The sequence below is a fragment of the Roseivirga sp. E12 genome (assembly GCF_017592825.1).
In the GTDB taxonomy this organism is placed as follows: Bacteria; Bacteroidota; Bacteroidia; order Cytophagales; family Cyclobacteriaceae; genus Roseivirga.
On record NZ_JAGFMD010000001.1, the window covers coordinates 424,108 to 442,800 of the forward strand.

At 42.2% G+C, this 18,693-nt stretch carries 15 protein-coding genes; 2 read left to right on the top strand and 13 right to left on the bottom strand.

Annotated features, from left to right (window positions below; genetic code table 11):
* From J4E76_RS01825 to J4E76_RS01835, 3 genes are all read right to left on the bottom strand, one after another.
* Positions 1–807 carry a LytTR family DNA-binding domain-containing protein gene (locus tag J4E76_RS01825; RefSeq protein ID WP_208500825.1) on the bottom strand — a complete coding sequence of 269 codons (807 nt, stop codon included), beginning with the start codon at positions 805–807 and terminating at the stop codon, positions 1–3.
* Between the two features lie 22 nt (positions 808–829).
* The gene (locus tag J4E76_RS01830) at positions 830–1,528 is read right to left on the bottom strand and encodes a DUF1961 family protein (RefSeq protein ID WP_208500827.1); all 699 of its coding nucleotides are present in this window, start codon (positions 1,526–1,528) and stop codon (positions 830–832) included.
* Positions 1,529–1,634: 106 nt separating this feature from the next.
* A complete protein-coding gene (locus tag J4E76_RS01835; RefSeq protein ID WP_208500829.1) occupies positions 1,635–2,411 on the bottom strand; it encodes a S1/P1 nuclease in 777 nt (258 codons plus the stop codon).
* A 165-nt stretch (positions 2,412–2,576) separates the two neighbouring features.
* Here J4E76_RS01835 and J4E76_RS01840 point away from each other — a divergent pair, with 165 nt between their 5' ends.
* Complete coding sequence (locus J4E76_RS01840; RefSeq protein WP_208500831.1) at positions 2,577–4,823, top strand: prolyl oligopeptidase family serine peptidase; 2,247 nt, start codon at positions 2,577–2,579, stop codon at positions 4,821–4,823.
* A 25-nt stretch (positions 4,824–4,848) separates the two neighbouring features.
* Here J4E76_RS01840 and J4E76_RS01845 read toward each other — a convergent pair whose 3' ends face one another.
* From J4E76_RS01845 to J4E76_RS01870, 6 genes are all read right to left on the bottom strand, one after another.
* Positions 4,849–5,217: a VOC family protein gene (locus J4E76_RS01845; RefSeq protein ID WP_208500833.1), complete on the bottom strand. Its 369-nt coding sequence runs from the start codon at positions 5,215–5,217 to the stop codon at positions 4,849–4,851.
* 204 nt (positions 5,218–5,421) lie between these two features.
* Positions 5,422–6,234: an AraC family transcriptional regulator gene (locus tag J4E76_RS01850; protein ID WP_208500835.1), complete on the bottom strand. Its 813-nt coding sequence runs from the start codon at positions 6,232–6,234 to the stop codon at positions 5,422–5,424.
* Between the two features lie 220 nt (positions 6,235–6,454).
* Positions 6,455–7,600: a DUF4105 domain-containing protein gene (locus tag J4E76_RS01855; RefSeq protein ID WP_208500837.1), complete on the bottom strand. Its 1,146-nt coding sequence runs from the start codon at positions 7,598–7,600 to the stop codon at positions 6,455–6,457.
* A 404-nt stretch (positions 7,601–8,004) separates the two neighbouring features.
* On the bottom strand, positions 8,005–9,582 hold the full coding sequence (locus J4E76_RS01860; RefSeq protein WP_208500838.1) for a phage tail sheath C-terminal domain-containing protein: 1,578 nt from the start codon (positions 9,580–9,582) through the stop codon (positions 8,005–8,007).
* 219 nt (positions 9,583–9,801) lie between these two features.
* The gene (locus J4E76_RS01865) at positions 9,802–10,914 is read right to left on the bottom strand and encodes an MBL fold metallo-hydrolase (protein ID WP_236017257.1); all 1,113 of its coding nucleotides are present in this window, start codon (positions 10,912–10,914) and stop codon (positions 9,802–9,804) included.
* Positions 10,915–10,941: 27 nt separating this feature from the next.
* Positions 10,942–14,127, bottom strand: coding sequence for a glycosyl hydrolase (locus J4E76_RS01870; RefSeq protein ID WP_208500840.1), 3,186 nt, complete (start codon positions 14,125–14,127; stop codon positions 10,942–10,944).
* 270 nt (positions 14,128–14,397) lie between these two features.
* Between J4E76_RS01870 and J4E76_RS01875 the strand changes: the two genes are divergently transcribed.
* The gene (locus J4E76_RS01875) at positions 14,398–15,087 is read left to right on the top strand and encodes a YciI family protein (RefSeq protein WP_208500841.1); all 690 of its coding nucleotides are present in this window, start codon (positions 14,398–14,400) and stop codon (positions 15,085–15,087) included.
* Positions 15,088–15,153: 66 nt separating this feature from the next.
* Here J4E76_RS01875 and J4E76_RS01880 read toward each other — a convergent pair whose 3' ends face one another.
* Genes J4E76_RS01880 through J4E76_RS01895 form a run of 4 tightly spaced genes read right to left on the bottom strand, consistent with a single transcriptional unit; the run spans position 15,154 to position 18,621 of the window.
* Positions 15,154–16,128: an NADPH:quinone oxidoreductase family protein gene (locus tag J4E76_RS01880; RefSeq protein WP_208500842.1), complete on the bottom strand. Its 975-nt coding sequence runs from the start codon at positions 16,126–16,128 to the stop codon at positions 15,154–15,156.
* The gene (locus tag J4E76_RS01885; RefSeq protein ID WP_208500843.1) at positions 16,128–16,850 is read right to left on the bottom strand and encodes an SIMPL domain-containing protein; all 723 of its coding nucleotides are present in this window, start codon (positions 16,848–16,850) and stop codon (positions 16,128–16,130) included. The genes J4E76_RS01880 and J4E76_RS01885 overlap by 1 nt, the downstream gene beginning before the upstream one ends.
* A gap of 47 nt (positions 16,851–16,897) precedes the next feature.
* On the bottom strand, positions 16,898–17,500 hold the full coding sequence (locus tag J4E76_RS01890) for a YdeI family protein (RefSeq protein WP_208500844.1): 603 nt from the start codon (positions 17,498–17,500) through the stop codon (positions 16,898–16,900).
* A 59-nt stretch (positions 17,501–17,559) separates the two neighbouring features.
* Positions 17,560–18,621: an agmatine deiminase family protein gene (locus J4E76_RS01895; protein ID WP_208500845.1), complete on the bottom strand. Its 1,062-nt coding sequence runs from the start codon at positions 18,619–18,621 to the stop codon at positions 17,560–17,562.
* Between the last annotated feature and the right edge of the window lie 72 nt (positions 18,622–18,693).

The window sequence follows — 18,693 nt, forward strand, 5'->3', positions numbered from 1 at the left end:
TTAACTTCCTCTATTTTTAAAAGCTTCCAATAAGACTTGTTTATAGGAGGGCCCGACAGGCAAAGTATGCCCTTCTAATTCTATCTTACCTTTTGAGATACTAAGAATAGCATCCACTCTTACCAAATATGATCTATGAGCCTGTAAAAAACCTTGATTACTCAACACTTCTTTCCACCTTCTAAGGCTGTCTAACACGAGAATTTCACGATCCCTCGTTACAACTTTGACATAGTCTACCTCAGCTTTCAGAAAGAGTATTTCACTCGATTTTACCTTATAGGTAGTCTTGTCTGCATAAATGTAATGAACCTCATCAGGTGCCTGAATACCAGGTTTTGCCTCGAATATCGTTTGCTCGGCTTGTACCTGCTCATTAGATATGAGATCCAATTGATGCTTTTGATTTAAGGATCGTTTGATCAAGTAAAGGGCAAGAAAAAATAGAATGAAGGCTGAATTTTTGACTACGTCCGATAAAAACTGTTTCCATGAAAAAGGCTGAAAATTGCCACCATGAAATAGACTATCGGTGAATTCATATCCCAGAATGCTGCCCACAAATATTATAATAAGTGAGGGGAGCCATCTCCATCTTTTCTCTGGTATAAGAGGTAGCCACCAGAAATAAAATGCATAGGACGGTATAACTATGAAAAGAATAGAATTGAGCTCATGCAAAAAGGTTTCAGGGTAACCACCCTCGCGTTCTATGAACTTGATGTAGGGAAACAGAAGTACTCCTCCCCATAAAACTAGGTGAAGAATATATTCACGCTTAATTGGACTGCTATTCTTTGATGCCATTAGCCCAACCAATTTATATCTTTTACCCGTGTGTCAGTACAAAATCTTTGTAAGCTGCTTTGGCAAAGATGACTTTGTCGCCAGTGGTACCGCTAATTCTAAGCATAATATGACCACCAGCAAGTGGTTCATGATCCTTCACTTCAAAGATTACCTTATCGTCAAGAGTGAATTTAATTGTGCTATCTCCCTTTATGATTTCAACGTTGTACCAGCGTTGGGTTTCCATTACGTTCTCCTTTTGATCTAAACGAAACCCTTTTTCATATGGACTGATATTTTTAAAAAAGAAGGGCTTAATGCCGTGAGACCTGTTATTAAATGTGAGGTTGTAATGTTCTAATGTAGTTCTCCATGTCCACACTTCTCTCGGTGTAAGGTCATTTGAACTAGGTAGTGTTAAGGCCATGGACTCACCGGCATCGGAGGCTGAGAATAGCACAATCTGAACGGAAGACTCTGACATAGCCTTCACCTTATAATTAATTGTTATTGCTCCATCATATGATTTAGGGCTGACTAAGAACAGACCATCTGAACCTGCGGTTTCCTCAAGGATCAATTCGCCATTGCTTACGCTTGCCTTACCGATACCATAGGTCTGCCAGTTGGCTAGTTCTTGAACGCTAAAGGCTTCGCGAACAGGTGTTTTTGTCTGTTGATTTTGAGCATACCCAAAGTGAAATAGGCTGAATAGAATAATACTGAATATTGGCATCATGTTTTTTTCCAAAAGATGATGGTGATATCAGAATCAGGCAAAAAAGTTCTGTGAACCCTCTTGTTTTTTCTGCGAAACGCGGTTGGAAAGGTTGCCTTAGGTGCTCTTACTTGTATATCTCATTGATAACCCCAGCCAAACGAACGCCAGCTTGAAGTACTCTTTGCTTCACTAAATCAAAGTTGTCATAGGAGTAGCGATAGCTTAATCTACCATTCTCAGGAACGGCATATACCTGATCTCGGTAAGACATTGACTCCATTGCCCAGTCTCTAACTGTAGCAGATTGCCATTCCTTTATTTGTGCTTTCGGTGCATGGTTGACCCAATTCGCAAACTCAGTATAGCTAAACTGTTTTCCGTCAATCATACGGCTATCCCATACGCTATGTAGGTTGGTGTTCGTTCCAAACCATTGGACTTTCACATCATTGCCTCCGCGGTCTTCACCATTGCCAACATGCAGTGGCTGATGTATATCGCCCACCAAGTGAACTAAGAACTTTAAGTTCTTGGCTTCATCTTCAGCACTGAGGTTTCCTTCCTTCAACTCTTTTACAATCTTCTCAATAGCCCAAATGACATCGCCTCCCTCTTGAGTAGGGGCTGTCTCATAAGTCATACCATCAGGAATAGTGCAGTAATGCCAGGTGTTAGCATATCGGTAGCTGTTATCAGACCGAATTTCGTCCATCCATGTACTCACTTCAGCAAGTGTTTCGGTGCCTAGTACACGTTTTACATGCTTTGTTGCCTTTTTAGAAAGCATGCCATCGGCAATATGACCAATGGTTCTATGCCCAATTTGACCCCAGTAGACTGGAGCTGAAGCGGTGAGCGAAATCGCAGTAAGAAAAACGAGTGGTAAAAGAAGTCTTTTCATTGTCGAATAATTTCATTGCAAGCTTACGAAAAAGTAGGCGATCCTAAATTACCATTGGTTTAAATATTGATGAAGGATTCGATTACGTGGCTTCAATAACCAGTCGTAAAAAGTGACTTAATATTCTCTTAGCGAATGACTATTTTGAGATTCAAATCCTCAATCATGAAAAGATACATTCTATCCTTCGTCATTCTATTTGCATTCACAACATTAGTTTTGGGGCAAAAAACGGCATTTACAGTCGAGGATGCCATCAATGTTAAATCACTAAATAGTCAAACTCTAAGTAATGATGGACAATACCTAGCAGGTATTATCGCAGATGGTCGTGCCCGATTCGGTACGGACCACTTCCGCTTTAGAGATCCTAGTTACCTCAATTTAAGAGCGGGAAAACTAATTGTCATCAATACAGATTCTGGTGCAGAGACAGTTGTTTTTGAGAATGCCAGAGTGAGCAATTTGTCATGGGATGACAAGGCTGAGAAGCTTGTGTTCTTTGAGCAAAAGGATGATAAGCTGGTTTTGGCCTACTACGATACTAAATCGAAGAAAGTACGGTACCCTAAGTTAAAAGATGAGCGCATTTTGACTTCAAATACCGGAATTATCATCAGTGGAGATGGTAAGTCAGTAGTGCTTTCCGTAAGGGCAAATGGCTGGATGGAAAAGGCGATGGCTGAGTATAAAGAGGCCACCGAAGGACCCATTGTTGTTTATGATGGTAATGATGACTTTTTGAAATGGGATAAGATCAGTAATACATCGCGCGAGGCTGAAGTCGTGAGTGTCGACTTGAAATCTGGTAAGATGGTAGACCTATTGCCAGTAGGTAGTTATGGGGGATTAGGACTATCTGACAACGGTCAATACCTTGTGTATGGACAGACTTTCAGAACTAAAACATCCTACAAACGAAACGATGGTGTTGAATATCAAACGTCATTTATAGCCTTAGATAAGCCAAGCGAGGCGATCGACATTTACGAACGAAATAAGAAAAGACGAGCTTACTCATTTGATGAGTCCGTTATGTCATTTGCTTGGGTGGACTCTGGCAATGTCTATTTGGACAAACTTGATGCTTTTGGTGAAAACGAGCCCATTAACCTAACCAAAGGCAAAGCTTTTGAAGATGAAGAGGAAAAGAAAGCGGTAAAGTTCTCGATTGCCAGATGGCATTCCAATGGCGAGAAAATGCTATTGACTTCCAAAGGTGGTTGGTGGACCATTAATATAGATGGCTCTGATCTAAAACAAGTTTATGAATTCCCTGAAGATGAGGAAGAGAAGAAAGCATTGCCTAACCGAAGTGTGGTGAAATGGTCTGGAGATGGACAATATCTCTATGTTTCTTACTCAGAAAAGGAAGAATGGAACAGAGGAATACAGCGCTATAATATTAATTCGGGACAGTTTGAAGACCTGATGACTAACAGCAATCTCTACTCAGGCTGGAGATTTGCGGATGGTGGTAATAAAGTGGTGTATAGCAAATCTGATGGAGATAAGCCGAATGAGGTTTTTGCTAATACACTTGCCTTCAATGCTGAGAATCAGCTCACTGACCTTAACCCTTGGGTGGTTAATAAGAAGTGGACAAATACAGAATTGATCAGCTACCGCGATGCAGATGGAAAAGAACTTAAGGGCATCTTGTATTATCCTGTGGACTATGAGCCAGGCAAGAAATATCCTCTGGTACTCGAGGTTTATGAAACATTCTTTAACAATGGCTATCGTTCTTCTATGAACCTGATTGCTAATCAGGGTTACTTCGGGCTTAGACCTTCGGTGAACTTGGAGCAAGGTTATCCTGGTGAAGGTTGGCTCAAAGGTGCTACTTCAGCCATCAATATGTTGGTTGACAAGGGAATGGTAGATAATGACAAAGTGGGTATCCATGGTACCAGTTATGGTGGTTATGCTACCTCGTTGATAATCACGCAAACCGATCGCTTTGCCGCAGCTATCAATATCTCAGGTAAGGTGAATATTATCAGTTTTTTGGGTGACAGTCCGAAGATCGGAACGAGAAACTATGCTGCTGCAGAAGTGGGGCAAGATAGGATAGGAGCCTCATTCTGGGACGCCCCAATCAAATACTTTAATACTTCAGCGGTGTTTTTTGCTGATCGTGTTAATACGCCTCACTTGCTTTTAAGTGGTGAAGGCGATTGGAATGTGCCCGGAACGAACTCACGTGAGATGTATTATGCCTTGAGACGTCTAGGAAAAGACGTGCAGTGGGTCAACTATATGCGTGGTGGTCATGGTGCAGGCTGGGCCAGTGTAGAAAGTGATTATTATGATCAATGGCAACGTATGTTTGACTTCTATGATAAGCACTTCTATCCGGAAAAAGACGAAGAGAAAACCGAAACAGTAGAGACTGATCAAGGGAATTGAGGTTTCCCGAGGTAGATGTTGCTATTTAGTTGGGAGAATGTAGGCCCATTCTGTTCCCTTCAGAGTCAATGAACAAAGCAAAAAAGCCACTCTCATCTGCATGAGGAGTCTTGGGCACGATAATCTCTCCGCCATTGTCAACGACCTTGTCGAGTATGCCTTGAAGGTTATTACCACCATTGAGATATATGGTGATTCCTTTGGTTGAAGGCTCATATCCTTCACCTTGAATGATAACAGCTGTAACCACTTGATCTTCATAAGGTAGAAGACCCATCTGCATACCAGGTATGTCTATTTTTTCAATTCCTAGCCCTAAAATGGCTTCGTAAAACGCTATAGCTCGAGAGATATCAGTCGCAGGGATTTCAAAAATGGATACATAGCTATTCATAATTTGTGAATCTTGTTTTGTGATTGGATCAACTGCGGTTGCCTCTAAACTCGAGTTGCTTTTATTGCTGCAAGCACAAACAAAAAATGTAAGAGCTATTATCGAGAGGGTTAATCTAGTTTTTCTCATGATTTGAAAGGAATTATGTAAAGACAAAAAAACGTGACTGGCGAGAAACGAAATTGTAAAAATGCGACACTAGGTCTATTTGTAGAAAAGGCTGGAAAGCTCCATGTTTTCATTTCCTAAAAACTCTTTTGGGGTAATGCCTGTAAATTCTTTAAAGTCTTTTATGAAATGTGTTTGATCGAAGTACTCACTTTCGTAGGCTATGCTGGTGAGATTTTTATCACTATTTAGAAGCAAATTTAGAGCTGTCTGCAACCTCAATACTCTGCCTAATTGCTTGGGGCTAATACCAATCTCTTTTTTAAAATACCTCTCAAGTTGCCTCCTTTTTGATAAGTCGCCATTCATTATTTGAGTGATCGAAGCACTTCCATTTGTGGAAACAAGTGTATCAACGGTTGTTTTTACTATGTTTTGGATTGTGGTATTCTGATTTAGTTTCTTAAGAAGAAAGGCTTCAATAACCGCAATTCGTTCTGCAGTGCTAGAGGCCTGGATAATATTTTGTTCTAACTCTTTGGCATCAGATTCCCCGAAAAGGCTTTCTATGGGTGTTTCAATATCTACTAGATCTTCCAGAGGAGTGCTTACAAAGTTTGCAAAACCATATGGGTAAAAACAGATTGCAAATGATTTCACATTACCCAAGGGCTCTATGAAATATGATTTCGTTCTTTGGCCCATGATCATGGATTGTGGGTGAACGATGTATTCGTCTTCAGTTATGTAGCGTTTGATTTTGTCTTCAAGGTTAAATGTCATTTCAATACACCCATCGGGAATGATTTTTTGCTTTTGATTATTGGGGTCATATGGAACTTCCAAAGTCCAATAGAATTTCACAAGAGCACTTAAATCTGGGTGAGGTTGAAATGTTTGATAATCCATCAAGTATTGATTTTCTAAGCATAAGATAGTAACCCAAAATTAGTAGTACAAAATAAATAAGATCGTCACTCTGAGGTATTGGAGGAACGACAATCCGAAAGAGTCTCTTGAATAGATATAAAGATTGAATTGGATACTCTTTAGACCTTCCATTACATACAAATAAAACGTCATGCTGAACTTGCCTGTCTGTTGACAAAGGCAGGTTTCAGTATCTCAATTAGGTAGTCCCTGAAACACTCCGAAGGTTCGGAGCAGGGTGACGTGTCGGTGGTGCTGTGCGTGCCTTATAATTAATCAAGCCCAAAATCAGCATTAACGGAATTACCGCGATATCAAACTGTTGAACACCTGAAAGCCAGATAATGACAGTTAGGATAAGGGTTGCAAAGAGCGTGTAGGCAAGCGCTTTGCTCTTCTTGTTTCGAATCAGTAATGGGATATAAAGCAGGTAAAGCGGGTTGCACCACAGGATGTCCAGGTTATTCCTGATTTCAGGATGACCTGAGAATATCCATAGCAAGCCAAGTAATAGCCCCACAATCCCAATAAGGCTACAAAGTGCAATTTGAACGGATTTCGGTCTCCAGAAAATCAAAATCAGGAAGAGTGCTGAGAATACTCGAAGTGGCGAGAAAATCTTCTGATAACTAGTACCTAGATCCTCCGGTGTAGGGTTTAGGTTTGACTCATTTTGAACGATATCATTCCCATTCAAGGTCATCTGATTCACTTCGCTTTTTAAGTAATCAGGCAGAAACATACTTTGAAAGTCATCCGAATGCCTATCCATCATCGTTCCCATTAGCATATTTGCTCCTAATCGCATCCATGGAATATGATTAAGGTACGGGTTGATTAATTCTCGATTTGACATTGACATTTCTTGACCGTAGTGTATCACATTTATGTTGACCAGCAAATCCCTTAGTTCCGTAGAGCAGTTTTTGTTCAAGAATGAGTAATAGTAAAACCTGTTTCCTGGTAAATAGAGATAATTAAGTCGTCTTACTATCACGATTTCCTCTTCTTTAGTAAGGTCTAAGACCTGTTCAGAAACCAGTCGGTTTTCTGAAGTGTAAATTTGAATGAAGCGTGGTGTCTGCTGGATGCCCAAGGAGTATTGAAGTTTCCCTTTTAGGAATTTGTAAGCAAAGTTGGGTGTATCAAAATCGAAGATGCCGAAGTTATAGACTTGATCGGTTCCTTTCTGTCGGTCGATCACACGCATTGATGAATGACCAAAAACTGAATATACTTCCCTGCCAGGAGAGCAGGTAAGGATACTTATGGTAAACCTGTCTTGAGAGAAGGCAAAAGTACTCGCTGATAGGAGTAGAAGTAGTAAAAAGGTTTTCGTTTTCAATGGTTGAAAGCTGCTTTGGGCTTGAAATTAAGGAATCGTTTTATTCTCAGAAAGTCTAACGGATCGGATCGTTGAATTTATATGTCACCCTGAACCTGTCTTTCGTCAAAAGGGCTCAGCATAACGTGCCTATTCGATTTGTTAGTAGTTCCGTCAGGACGTAGATTCTTCGCTCAGGCTCAGAAAGTCTAAAGAACAACTCATAATTAATTGATTACGTCATGCTGAACTTGCCTGTCTGCCGACAAAGGCAGGTTTCAGCATCTAGATCAGGAGATTCCTTCGGTCGAAGCTCCCTCGGAATGACGTAAAGAAGGACAAACCACATGAGGAAATTCTCACCTTAGCAAGGGGAGATACAGAGGGGTTGTTGTCTTCTCAAAAGGATTTAAGACAGATTCTTGCTATGACTTTGCCATTTCCTGTCGGAATGTGAGTACAATAAACTCGGCAGGATGAACTATAGCCACCTTGACAGTCACGTTCATAAAACCTTCTAAAATGTCTTCTGCGGTCATAGTACTACCCAATCCACATTCCACTGAGAAGGCATCTCCAGCGGTGGCACCTTGCAAGCCTCCCTCTTTCCAAATGGAAGTCAGAAAACTACTGATCATGGCTTTTACCGATTCCCAAGTGTTTTTGTCATTCGGAGCAAAAACATAGGCCCGTGCTGCCAGTTTGCAACTTTGCTCAAGGAAGGTCACGGTTCTTCTGACTGGAATATATCGCCAATCCATACTGTTGCCATCGAGGGTTCTGGCCCCCCAAATGAGAATCCCTTGGCCATTGAAGAAGCGAATAGCATTGATTGACTTTCCTGAAACAGCATCTACATTTAAATCTTCTTGTTGTGAACTTGAAATTTTCAAAGGCAATGAAGCTGCACCTACAATTGATGTATTAGCGGGAGCTTGCCAAGGCCCAACTTGGTTGTCGAGCGTTGTAATAACACCAGCCATGCCCGCACTAGGCGGTAGTAAATTGGCGTCTTGCAAGACCTGGTCCATAATGGTACTGTAAGTTGGGCTAGCCACGAGTAACGATTGATTGTATTGGCTTACCGTCAACGGTGAACCTGAAGGGTTTTCAATATTTTGAATAATCGTATTGACAGTAGTATTTGGGGTGTCTTTTGGACTCAGTATAGCTTGAAGTTGCTTCAAGTCACCACCGAAAAAGTTGGTGTAGTCCAAGTCACTGTTTTGCATAATAGTAGTCCCAATGAATGGGTAATAAACAGCGCCAAATTTCAGCCCCTGTGCTCCAGTACTATTTCGAAAGGTTTGAATGTCTTCAGTCCATAAGATTGGGTCAGGGTTTCTTCCACCAATCACATCGAAAATAGAAATGGCGGTTTCCATTTCTTCACATTGCGATAGCATTGATTGCATCAATGTTCCATTGTTTTCAACAGAGAGTAATGTCGCTTCTGGGCAGATGTACATGGTCGGCTCTTCTTCATTTTTTAAGATTTCGAGCCCATTTACTAGATCGTTAAGTTGAACATTTGGGTTTATGATTTGATCGCCCAGTTCCATTGGTTTTTCTGCAGCTGGTCCATACTCTCCAACAGATATAACATAGGCGTCACCACCTCCATTTTCATAGAACAAGCGAATGCTATTATATAAATAATAGATTGTGTTTGGATCAGGGACTACTGAGTAATACGTTGTGCCAATAAGTAGATAGTCTCCCTTTTCTGGTTTGTCTTTCTGAGCTATCAAATAGTATTGGGGGCTGTATTGTTTGGCTGGGTCGGCTGGAGGCGCGGGGTCTGGAAGACAAAATATCGCTCGAAAATCAGCAAAAGAAGTAATCTTGGTTGGGACATTGGTATGGGACTTTCCTTCATAAGAAGCTTGCGGTGTATAACCAATAAAAGCAGGGACTGAAGTAGCTACTGGGACCACTGAGCTTGGGAAGGCGTTAATCTCATCGATGTATACGCCAGGACTCTTTATTGTTGATTCGTTCATAATAATAGTGTGTATTTCTATCTAAAAATAGTGAACTCTCGGTTGGGAAGGAAGTCGGCATATGATTAAGGCTGATGCGTAATTAGAAGCTTATGCGGGCTAATTAATATTTATTAGAATTCTCCCCTTATCAAGGGGAGATACAGAGGGGTTGATTTAAGAACGCTACTTTAAACCTGACCACCAATCGATTGTTGGTTCATTACCAAATGTCACAACCTAGCCGATTTCAGGTGTGGATATCTTCTGATCTTGTGCCTTTGCACTATCTGTAAAACGCTCAATGGGATCTTTCCAAGTATGTAGGGCCAAAGGGAAACCTCCCCAGTGAACAGGAACTGAGATGTTAACTTTTGCATCAATGGACGATTGAACCGTTTCTTCCGGAAACATGTGAATGGGATGCCAGAGCTCATTGTACTGTCCGCATTCCATAAAACCCCAATCGAAAGGCCCTAAACGTTCACCCACTTCCTTGAAATGTTCATCGTAGCCACTGTCACCACTCCAATAGATGTTGTGGTTGGCTGTTTTGAAAACCCAGCCTCCCCATAAGCACTTGGCACGATCGCTAATTCCACGACCTGAGAAGTGTCTACTCGGTGTGAAAGTAATGTCAATGCCTTCGAAGGTCTTACTGTCCCACCAATCAAATTCGGAAATGGTCTCAGCAGGAATACCCCAAGCTTCTAAGTGTCTGGAAACACCCAAGGCCACATACCAGGTATCTACTTTTGATTTGAGCTTCTTGATACTGGCATAGTCCAAGTGATCGTAATGATCATGCGTCATCAAAAGCATGTCAATAGGAGGTAATTGATCAATTATATCTAGCGTATTGTCACTGAATCGTTTTACTGCAAAAGGAGCGATGGGAGCTGCATTCGGACCAAGCATAGGATCTATCAATAGATTCTTTCCATTCAATTGAAGCAGTAGCACTGAGTGACCATACCAGATAAACTTGGGTTTGTCAGGATTTTGATTAAAGGCTTCCTGATCGAATGGAATGATGGGAAGAGCATGCTCAGGACTTCTTAGTTTTCTGCCTGTAAACTGTTGTTTCAGTAACCCAGGTAGAGTTTTGAGGTTGATGTCCATCAGCGTTTCGGACTGATTCTCGAAGATCTTTCCATTCCACTGAGGAGATTCTGAATACCTTTTGACTAGGTCCTTGTTCACTTTAGCTCCAAACTGAGGGTTGAAGTTGAGGAAGGCCCAGACGATTAGGGCTAGGGCAACAATGATAGATAAGGCGATCAGCATAGGGTTTCGAAAGTAGAAACTAGAAATCAGCAAACCAGAATTCAGGTGCAATTGTTCACACCTCATTCTTATTTACTGATTTCTGATAACGAACTACTTGTCCCCGCCAGTTTTCTCTATCTCGATGGTTCTGTTCTTACGTTGGAGGGCCTTATTGAACTTCTCAATGTCCTCTTTGATCAGCTTATCGAATTGTGCAATGGCATTTTCTAGCCTATCGCTAAGCACTTCTTTTACCTCGCCTTGCTGATTGGTAGGTTTAAAGTCGATGCCACTGCTGTTAATATCACTGGCCAAGGCACTCAAACGGCCATAGAGCTTAATAGGAGAGCGGAAGGCATCTTCACGAGCTCCAGTTAAATGGATGTCATAGAGTTTGCTTGCTACTTCTTCTGCTACGGCTTTCAATCGAACGGCCTCGCGTTGCGTTCTTCTGTCGCTTACTTCTGCAATAATAGCATCAAGCTCTTTGCGCAGCACTTCAACCGCATTGATGTTCACCACGGCCAAGTTCATTGCATTTCTCAACTCAAGCGAGAAGGCCACCTGTGCTTCAATATCAGCCTGTGTTCCTTCAGCTCTTGGATCTTTCAGCACAGTCAATGGCTTGCTCATTGACTCAGTCACATTACCTTCTTTGTCTTTAATGACCAAATGAGCCTCATAGCTACCAGGAGCAACTCTAGGGCCTAACTGACCCGCATTTAAGTCTAGGTCCCATTGTACTAATGGTCTCCATCCTTCGCCATTTAGCTGTACCCAAGGTCTGCCCGGAGGTGCCACGCGAAGCTTAGGTCGATAAGTCGATTCGTATCGAAGGTTCCATACCGTTCGGTTTACACCTTTGTTATTTCTGGCATTAACGGTACGGATCAATTCGCCATTCTTATCCTTAATTTCTATGCTAACGCTACCTTCCACTTTGTCAGGTAAGTAGTAGTTAATGATCGCTCCATTTGCAGGGTTCTGACCAGAGTTATTACTCGGTCCATCTGTCTTGATACTTTCGCGATTATTGAACCTGTAGGTGTCTCGAATGTCCACCATTTGGGCTTTGGAACTCAATTTGTCTGCGTTTCTTACAGCTTTTAAGTCATCGAGTATATAGAAACCACGTCCGTAGGTGCCGACCACCAAGTCGTCAAAGCGCTCTTGGACTTCCAACCAATAGATAGGTGCAGGAGGAAGGTTAAGCCTTAACCTGTCCCAAGTCTGACCATCATTATGACTGACATATATTCCTTTGTCAATACCGGCATAAAGGAGTCCTTTTCTCTTGGGGTCTTCTTTTACTACATGAACGAAACTTGATTCTGACTTAGGAATGCCATCTGAAATTTTTGTCCATGACTGGCCAGAATCTTCCGTTTTATAGATGTATGGATCGAAATCACCCATTTGGTGCAGGTCAACAGTAATGTAAGCCGTTCCCGCTTCATATTTCGAAGGGTGAATGTTTGCGATAGTACCCCATTTTGGTAGGTCTGGGATGTTGGCTGTCAGGTTTACCCATTCTTTGCCTCCATCTTTTGTCAATTGCACCTGACCATCATTAGTGCCTACCCAAATCATACCCGCTTGTAGGGGAGACTCTTCAATAGCAAAAAGGGTAGAGCCGTCAAAGGTCATCAGGTTGTCAATGGCAACACCACCAGAACTTTGCTGATGGCTTTTGTCATTCAGTGTTAGATCAGGGCTGATGATTTGCCAGCTTTGGCCACCATCATCTGATTGGTGAACAAATTGGCTTCCTGTATAAACACGGTGCTTTGTATGCGTAGAAAAACTTAGCGGGAAGTTCCAGTGCCAACGATACTTCATGTCGGCAGGTGCCCAACCGTAACCGGCTTCAGGCCATACGCGAACATCTCTTGAGTGGCCTGTTCTTAGGTCATGTCTATCCAGTCCACCATCATAACAACCAGACCATATGATATTATTGTCATTAGGATCGGGTTTAGCAAAGCCACTTTCGCAGCCTCCCACGCCTTTCCACAGACCTAATGGAATGTAGCCTTGCAAAGAGTTGCTTGGTCCCATATATGACCAGCCGTCTTGTCTATTGCCAAATACATTGTAAGGAATCTGGTCATCTACTGAGACGTGATACATCTGAGCGATCGGCAAGACTACACGTTGAAATGATTTACCATGGTTATAGGTAATACTGGCACCACCATCATGGGCTACCATATAATGATCCGGATTCTTTGGGTTGATCCAAATGTCATGATTGTCGCCACCACCTCTTGGAGGTCTTCTATTACGTGTTTTACCACCATCTAGCGAGTGTGTAAAGCGAACCGTCATAGAATAAATTTCATCGGGGTCGCCAGTATTAACTCTTAAGCGGGTGTAGTAGGGGGCTCTCTCATTCCATGCGTGCTCCTGGCTCATCAGTGTCCAGCTCTGGCCTTTATCTTCTGAGCGCCATACTTCCGGACTCTCAGCCTCGAAAAGTGCATAAACAATGTTAGGGTTGCTGTGTGCTACTGCTACCGAAGTTTTACCAACAGGTCGATCTGCACCAAAATTTAAACCGTATTTATTCAATGGCTCCCAGTTGTCGCCACCATCAACTGACTTATAGATGCCACTTCCAGCACCTCCTGAGTTTAAACCCCAGGTGTTGATGTTAACAGACCACATGGCAGCGTAAATGATATCAGGGTTCTCTGGGTCGATGGCCATGTCTGACACACCAGTACCTTCGTCAATAAAGAGTACTTGTTCCCAATTGTCACCACCATCTTTTGTGCGGTATACACCACGTTCTTTTTGTGGTCCATATGTATGACCAAGTGATCCTGCAAACACCACTTTAGGGTTTTCTGGATGGACGATCACGCGACCAATTCTACCTGTCTTTTCTAGCCCTTTGTGTTCCCAGGTTTTTCCACCGTCAGGTGAGAAGTAAATACCATTACCCATGGCATGGGCTGGACGAATCACAAATGTTTCTCCAGTGCCCACCCAAACTTGTTTTGGATCAGAAGGGGCTAATTCTACCGCGGCAACTGAGGAAATGTCTTGCTGGTCGAAAATCGGTCGCCAGTTGATGCCCATGTCTTCGGTTTTCCAAAGGCCACCAGAGGCCGCACCTATATAGGCAACCTGCGGGTTATCAGGCTCTGCGATAATGGCAATGGCTCGGTTGCCCTCGGGTCCGATAAATCGAAAGCGCTGGTTCCCCATTTTGTCGTTTAGCTTTTCCTGGGCGGAAAGGGTAAAAACTGTGAGTAATAGAGATAGGAGGATTGTGATTCTCTTTTGAAGCATAGTTGTAATAATAGTTCAGCCTTAATTTAATCAATCTAAAACATTGGCAAGGCTAATGATTTGAAGGACAGTCAAATTGTGATGTGATTGGTTGTTGGGGCGTATTGGGTAGTGCGTAATGCGTATAGGGTAATGAGTAGTGCGTATATAAATAGGGTACGTCATTCTGATCCCAGTTTACTGGGAGAAAGAATCCCCTAAATCAAGTGTTCCATTTCAATTAGAAACAGAGCGGTGTAATTTTGTTAACTTGAATTCTACTTTTTAATCATGAGACTTCTTACTGTACTTTTTGCGCTTGTTATAAGCACCTCTTTGTTTGGGCAAGACCCAATGGCGGGGCGATACACATTTGTATTCCTTAATACCAATGAGGATAGGGCTGAGCTTCCTAAGGCACAGGTTGATAGTTTACAAGCTGGTCATATGGATAATATCAATCGGCTGGTGAAAGCTAGAAAGATGATTGCTGCTGGACCATTCTATGGCGGTGGCGGAATTTTTCTCTTCGATACTAACCTTGAACAAACCCAGGCAGTGCTCGATACGGACCCGGCTGTTGCTGCTGGTAGATTTAAATTGGAGGTGATTCCATTCAATATGGAAATGGGTAAAATCTGCACTTTATGGGATGTGCCAGAAGAGACCATAGAAATGACCACATACTTCATTGTGCGTTATACAAACAAGTTTGAAACGGATGGTGCTTATGCAGCAAAGACCAATCGTTTCACATTGACCCACCTGAAGAAGCTGCAGAAGGAATTAAAGGACATAGAAATTTTGAGCGATATGGCTTTTGATGGTAATCAAGGCCAAGTGGTGATATTCAAAGGCACCGAGGCTGAACTGAAAAAGTACGAGTCAGCCTTTGGTGAACATAAACTGGTGAAAAATGGCATTATGGATTTCTATCTGCGCCAAATCTACTTTCCGAAGGGTGTGTTTTGTGAGAAGTGATGATTGCAGAGCGTATTGCGTATTGCGTATTGCGTATAGTGTAGAATGTATTGCGTATTACGAGGTCTAGATTACCACAACGTTTTTGCCGATCACTTTACGGTCCATTAGATCTCGAATCGCCTGTCCGCCTTCTTCAAGTGGATATTCTCTATAGATGTTCTGCTTTAACTGTCCTGATTTGATCCATCCAAGAATCTGCTGAAAGTTCTCAAAACTCTCTTTAGGCTGTTTTTGAGCGAAGGCTCCCCAAAAAACTCCTACGATAGAAGCTCCCTTTAACAATGGAAGATTCAGTCTAATGGATGCGGGTACACCTGCAGCAAATCCTACCACCAAATATCTACCACCCCATGCCAATGATCTGACAGCAGGCTCTGAGTATTTGTCGCCAACTGGGTCATAAATAACATCAGCTCCTTTTCCCTTGGTTAATTCCTTGATGCGTGTCTTCAAGTCTTCTGTGGTGTAGTTGATTGTTTCATCAGCTCCAGATGCCTCGCAAAGATTGAGCTTTTCATCGGAGCTCGCCACTGCAATGACATGTGCACCCATGAGTTTTCCGATTTGAACTGCGGCTAGACCAACACCACCTGCTGCTCCTAATACCACCAATGTTTCACCAGCTTGGAGAGTACCTCGTTGTTTTAAGGCATGTAATGAAGTGCCACAAGTGTACATTGTAATGGCACCTGTTACAAAATCCATCCCGTCAGGCATTGGTAGGCATTTGTGCGCATCGGCCAAGACAAATTCAGCAAAACCGCCCCAGATTGTCAAAGCAAATACTTTGTCTCCCGGTTTCACATGTTTGACTTCCGAACCGATGGCTTCGACAATACCAGACACTTCTCCACCAGGGGCGAAGGGAAGTTCCGGTTTGAATTGATACTTGTCTTGAATGATCAGTGTATCAGGAAAGTTGACGCCACAGGCTTTTACCTTAATCAATACTTGAGAAGGGCCTGGTTTAGGTGTCTCAGTATCAGACATAGTCAATGACTCGGGTTCACCAAATTGATGGCAGAGTAGGGCTTTCACTAGTTTTCTTTTCGATAAATGAAATATGAGATTCGGATACTCTTCTGAAGTGTCTGTGGTGCTAGGTTGAAATTAGCAAAGCTTCTATCTTCAGACGATTTAAGGGCCATAGACTCCATTCTAGCCAAGGCGTTTACCTGGAAAGGTTCACCTTGTGTATAGTCAACACTTCTTACTGCACCGACTTCGAAACTACCGGCCTTGGCGAGCATTTGAGCTTGTCGCTTTGCGTTGTCAAATGCCGCATTGATTAATGCTTCTTCAGATTGGGCTTTTGCTTTATCGCTGAAATAGCTGCTCGTATTTACATTAACAGGTAGGTTCGTGTATGCAATGACATTTAAGATTTTTATAATCTGCTCTTTATCAGCGCTGACTTTTAATTGCAATGTCTGGCTGGCTGTATAAGTTGTCTTTGTTTCAGGTCTATATCGGTTGTCATTGATATTCGTATAGAAACCGATCGTTTTGAGACTGTCCTTACTGATTTTGGCTTTTTTGTTAAGGCACTTAATCATATAGTTGGTCATATGCTCAAGACTATCAACAGACTGACGTTGTGCCTCTGTTGTGACCGTAAACCTCAGGTCAAATTGGAACAGGTCAGGAATCGTTTCGATTTGTGCTGAACCCTGAACTTTTAAAGTATTGGCTTCTTGCTCTTGCGCAAAGAGTCCAGCGGACATCAGTGCCATCAATGCAATTGTATAAATCCTTTTCATAATGTTTTTTAGGTCGACACTACAAGTTCGGTGCCAGTAGGAGTAATTTAGCGCTTATACTTGTCATTAAGCCCTTCGCCTCGACTTATCATAGGGGTGATTTTTTCCAGTCGACTTAGTTTTGTTTCTGCTCGTTTGGCATTCGCAATGTACTCCGCAAAATCTCTTTTATTGCTTAGCGAAAAGGCTTCAAAGCTCTCTTTCAATCCTTCAATGCTATCTAAAGCTTCTTGTAGTTCTTCAGGAATTACTAATGGCTTGGAAGCCTTTTTTTGTGGTTTGAATTCTTTTCCAGCCAAGTGGTTATCAATCGCTTCTTGAACGTAAAGTCTGATCAAGTCTTCATTGTCTTCAATTTCTTCCAAGGACATAAATCTCCATTGACGCATTCCGTGTGTTTTCCCTTCCTGTGCATTGATTAGCTTTTGCGAAGCGTCCTCAAGAAACACGCCTTGAAAAAACCAAATACCTGCATATGCCTTGAAGCCTCCAAGGCCCACAACGTTTTTCCCATTGATCGTATAAACCGGGAAGGCCCATTTGACAGTTTCTTCAAACGGAAAGGACATGATGATGCTCCTTAAGAAGCGCATTGATTTAGGGTGAGGGGAGTCGTTCGAAAAGTATTCCTCAATGTTTTTCTTCTCCATAGTCAATTAAAAAATGATCACAGGAAGTTCTTAAAATCCAATGCTTAATGCAAGCCCTATTAACTTCTAGCGGCTAAAATTAGCTTCTCTGCATTTGCTCCAGTCAATTGCCATGTCAAGCACCTAACACTGCCACCCATGGCACAAACTCCTTCCGCATTTACTTCTATTATGTTTTTTGAAGTGTTCTGTCTCATAAGCCTGAGTGCTTCTTGTTCATGATCCATTCCGAAAACAGGCACATATATATTATTGAAAGTGATGGTTGCATTGAGGTTGATGCCACAGGCGGATTCGAAACCGTCCCACTGTCCCGGAGGGTTGGTGGTATAGTCAACAGGTACTTCGATAATGGCTATACCCGGGAATGCACGGTTAAGCTCATCCAAAACTCGTGTCCTGAAAGCAGGGTCATTGCTGTAGTCGTTAATAAGTAGCGTATTGTCATCTACCCAGCTAACCATCCCATCTGAATGTGCCAGTACTTCTTCGTCTGGTTCAATGATGGCAACTTCATTTGCTCCAAGCAATTCTTTGAGTTGGGATACGCCTTGAGCATGTGTGAGATTATTGTCTTCTAAGAAGCGGGTTGTCGTGATTACCCTTCCTTTATAATTGTCTACAATATTACCACCATCGATCAAGAGACTTGTATTGGCGCGTTGTATGTTTAGCCTGTTGGCCAATTCGCTAAAGCTACCTTGGACTTCTCTGCTCTGTTGACGGGTCATAGAAGCCCATGTATAGGTAAACTGTACTGGGGAGAGGGGGTTGATTGTACTGAAATCTCTCATCCAGATATCATAGACATCTGCTGTTATTAATATATCTTCTGGAAGATGTCCTTCATAGAAACGCTTTGTTTCACTATCCACGATTACAACAATATTATCATTGTTCATGACTTGCTTAGCATAAGCTATCTGAAAATCAACAATCAATTGAAAGGCGGGTGAATAATAAGAATCGCTAACTGACGGTGCGGATAATACCAAGAGCATTCTGTCATTGCTCAATGTATTAGTAAGCTGATCTTGTGAATCGTTCTCTGGCGCAGGAGAGTTGCTGCAGGCTGCTATAGTAAGCGCTAATGAAATTAGTATCACTGATGTTTTTCTCATGGTTTTGGTCTTTGATATGAATACTGTTGAGACACTTTTACCCTACCTTGTTTTTTTGAAATGGGGTTTTTA

Bases quoted from the DNA above. Each gene is read 5' to 3' on its own strand.
- J4E76_RS01825 (WP_208500825.1), bottom strand. From the start codon at position 807: ATGGCATCAAAGAATAGCAGTCCAATTAAGCGTGAATATATTCTTCAC.
- J4E76_RS01830 (WP_208500827.1), bottom strand. From the start codon at position 1,528: ATGATGCCAATATTCAGTATTATTCTATTCAGCCTATTTCACTTTGGG.
- J4E76_RS01835 (WP_208500829.1), bottom strand. From the start codon at position 2,411: ATGAAAAGACTTCTTTTACCACTCGTTTTTCTTACTGCGATTTCGCTC.
- J4E76_RS01840 (WP_208500831.1), top strand. From the start codon at position 2,577: ATGAAAAGATACATTCTATCCTTCGTCATTCTATTTGCATTCACAACA.
- J4E76_RS01845 (WP_208500833.1), bottom strand. From the start codon at position 5,217: ATGAATAGCTATGTATCCATTTTTGAAATCCCTGCGACTGATATCTCT.
- J4E76_RS01850 (WP_208500835.1), bottom strand. From the start codon at position 6,234: ATGGATTATCAAACATTTCAACCTCACCCAGATTTAAGTGCTCTTGTG.
- J4E76_RS01860 (WP_208500838.1), bottom strand. From the start codon at position 9,582: ATGAACGAATCAACAATAAAGAGTCCTGGCGTATACATCGATGAGATT.
- J4E76_RS01865 (WP_236017257.1), bottom strand. From the start codon at position 10,914: ATGAGGTGTGAACAATTGCACCTGAATTCTGGTTTGCTGATTTCTAGT.
- J4E76_RS01870 (WP_208500840.1), bottom strand. From the start codon at position 14,127: ATGCTTCAAAAGAGAATCACAATCCTCCTATCTCTATTACTCACAGTT.
- J4E76_RS01875 (WP_208500841.1), top strand. From the start codon at position 14,398: ATGAGACTTCTTACTGTACTTTTTGCGCTTGTTATAAGCACCTCTTTG.
- J4E76_RS01885 (WP_208500843.1), bottom strand. From the start codon at position 16,850: ATGAAAAGGATTTATACAATTGCATTGATGGCACTGATGTCCGCTGGA.
- J4E76_RS01890 (WP_208500844.1), bottom strand. From the start codon at position 17,500: ATGGAGAAGAAAAACATTGAGGAATACTTTTCGAACGACTCCCCTCAC.
- J4E76_RS01895 (WP_208500845.1), bottom strand. From the start codon at position 18,621: ATGAGAAAAACATCAGTGATACTAATTTCATTAGCGCTTACTATAGCA.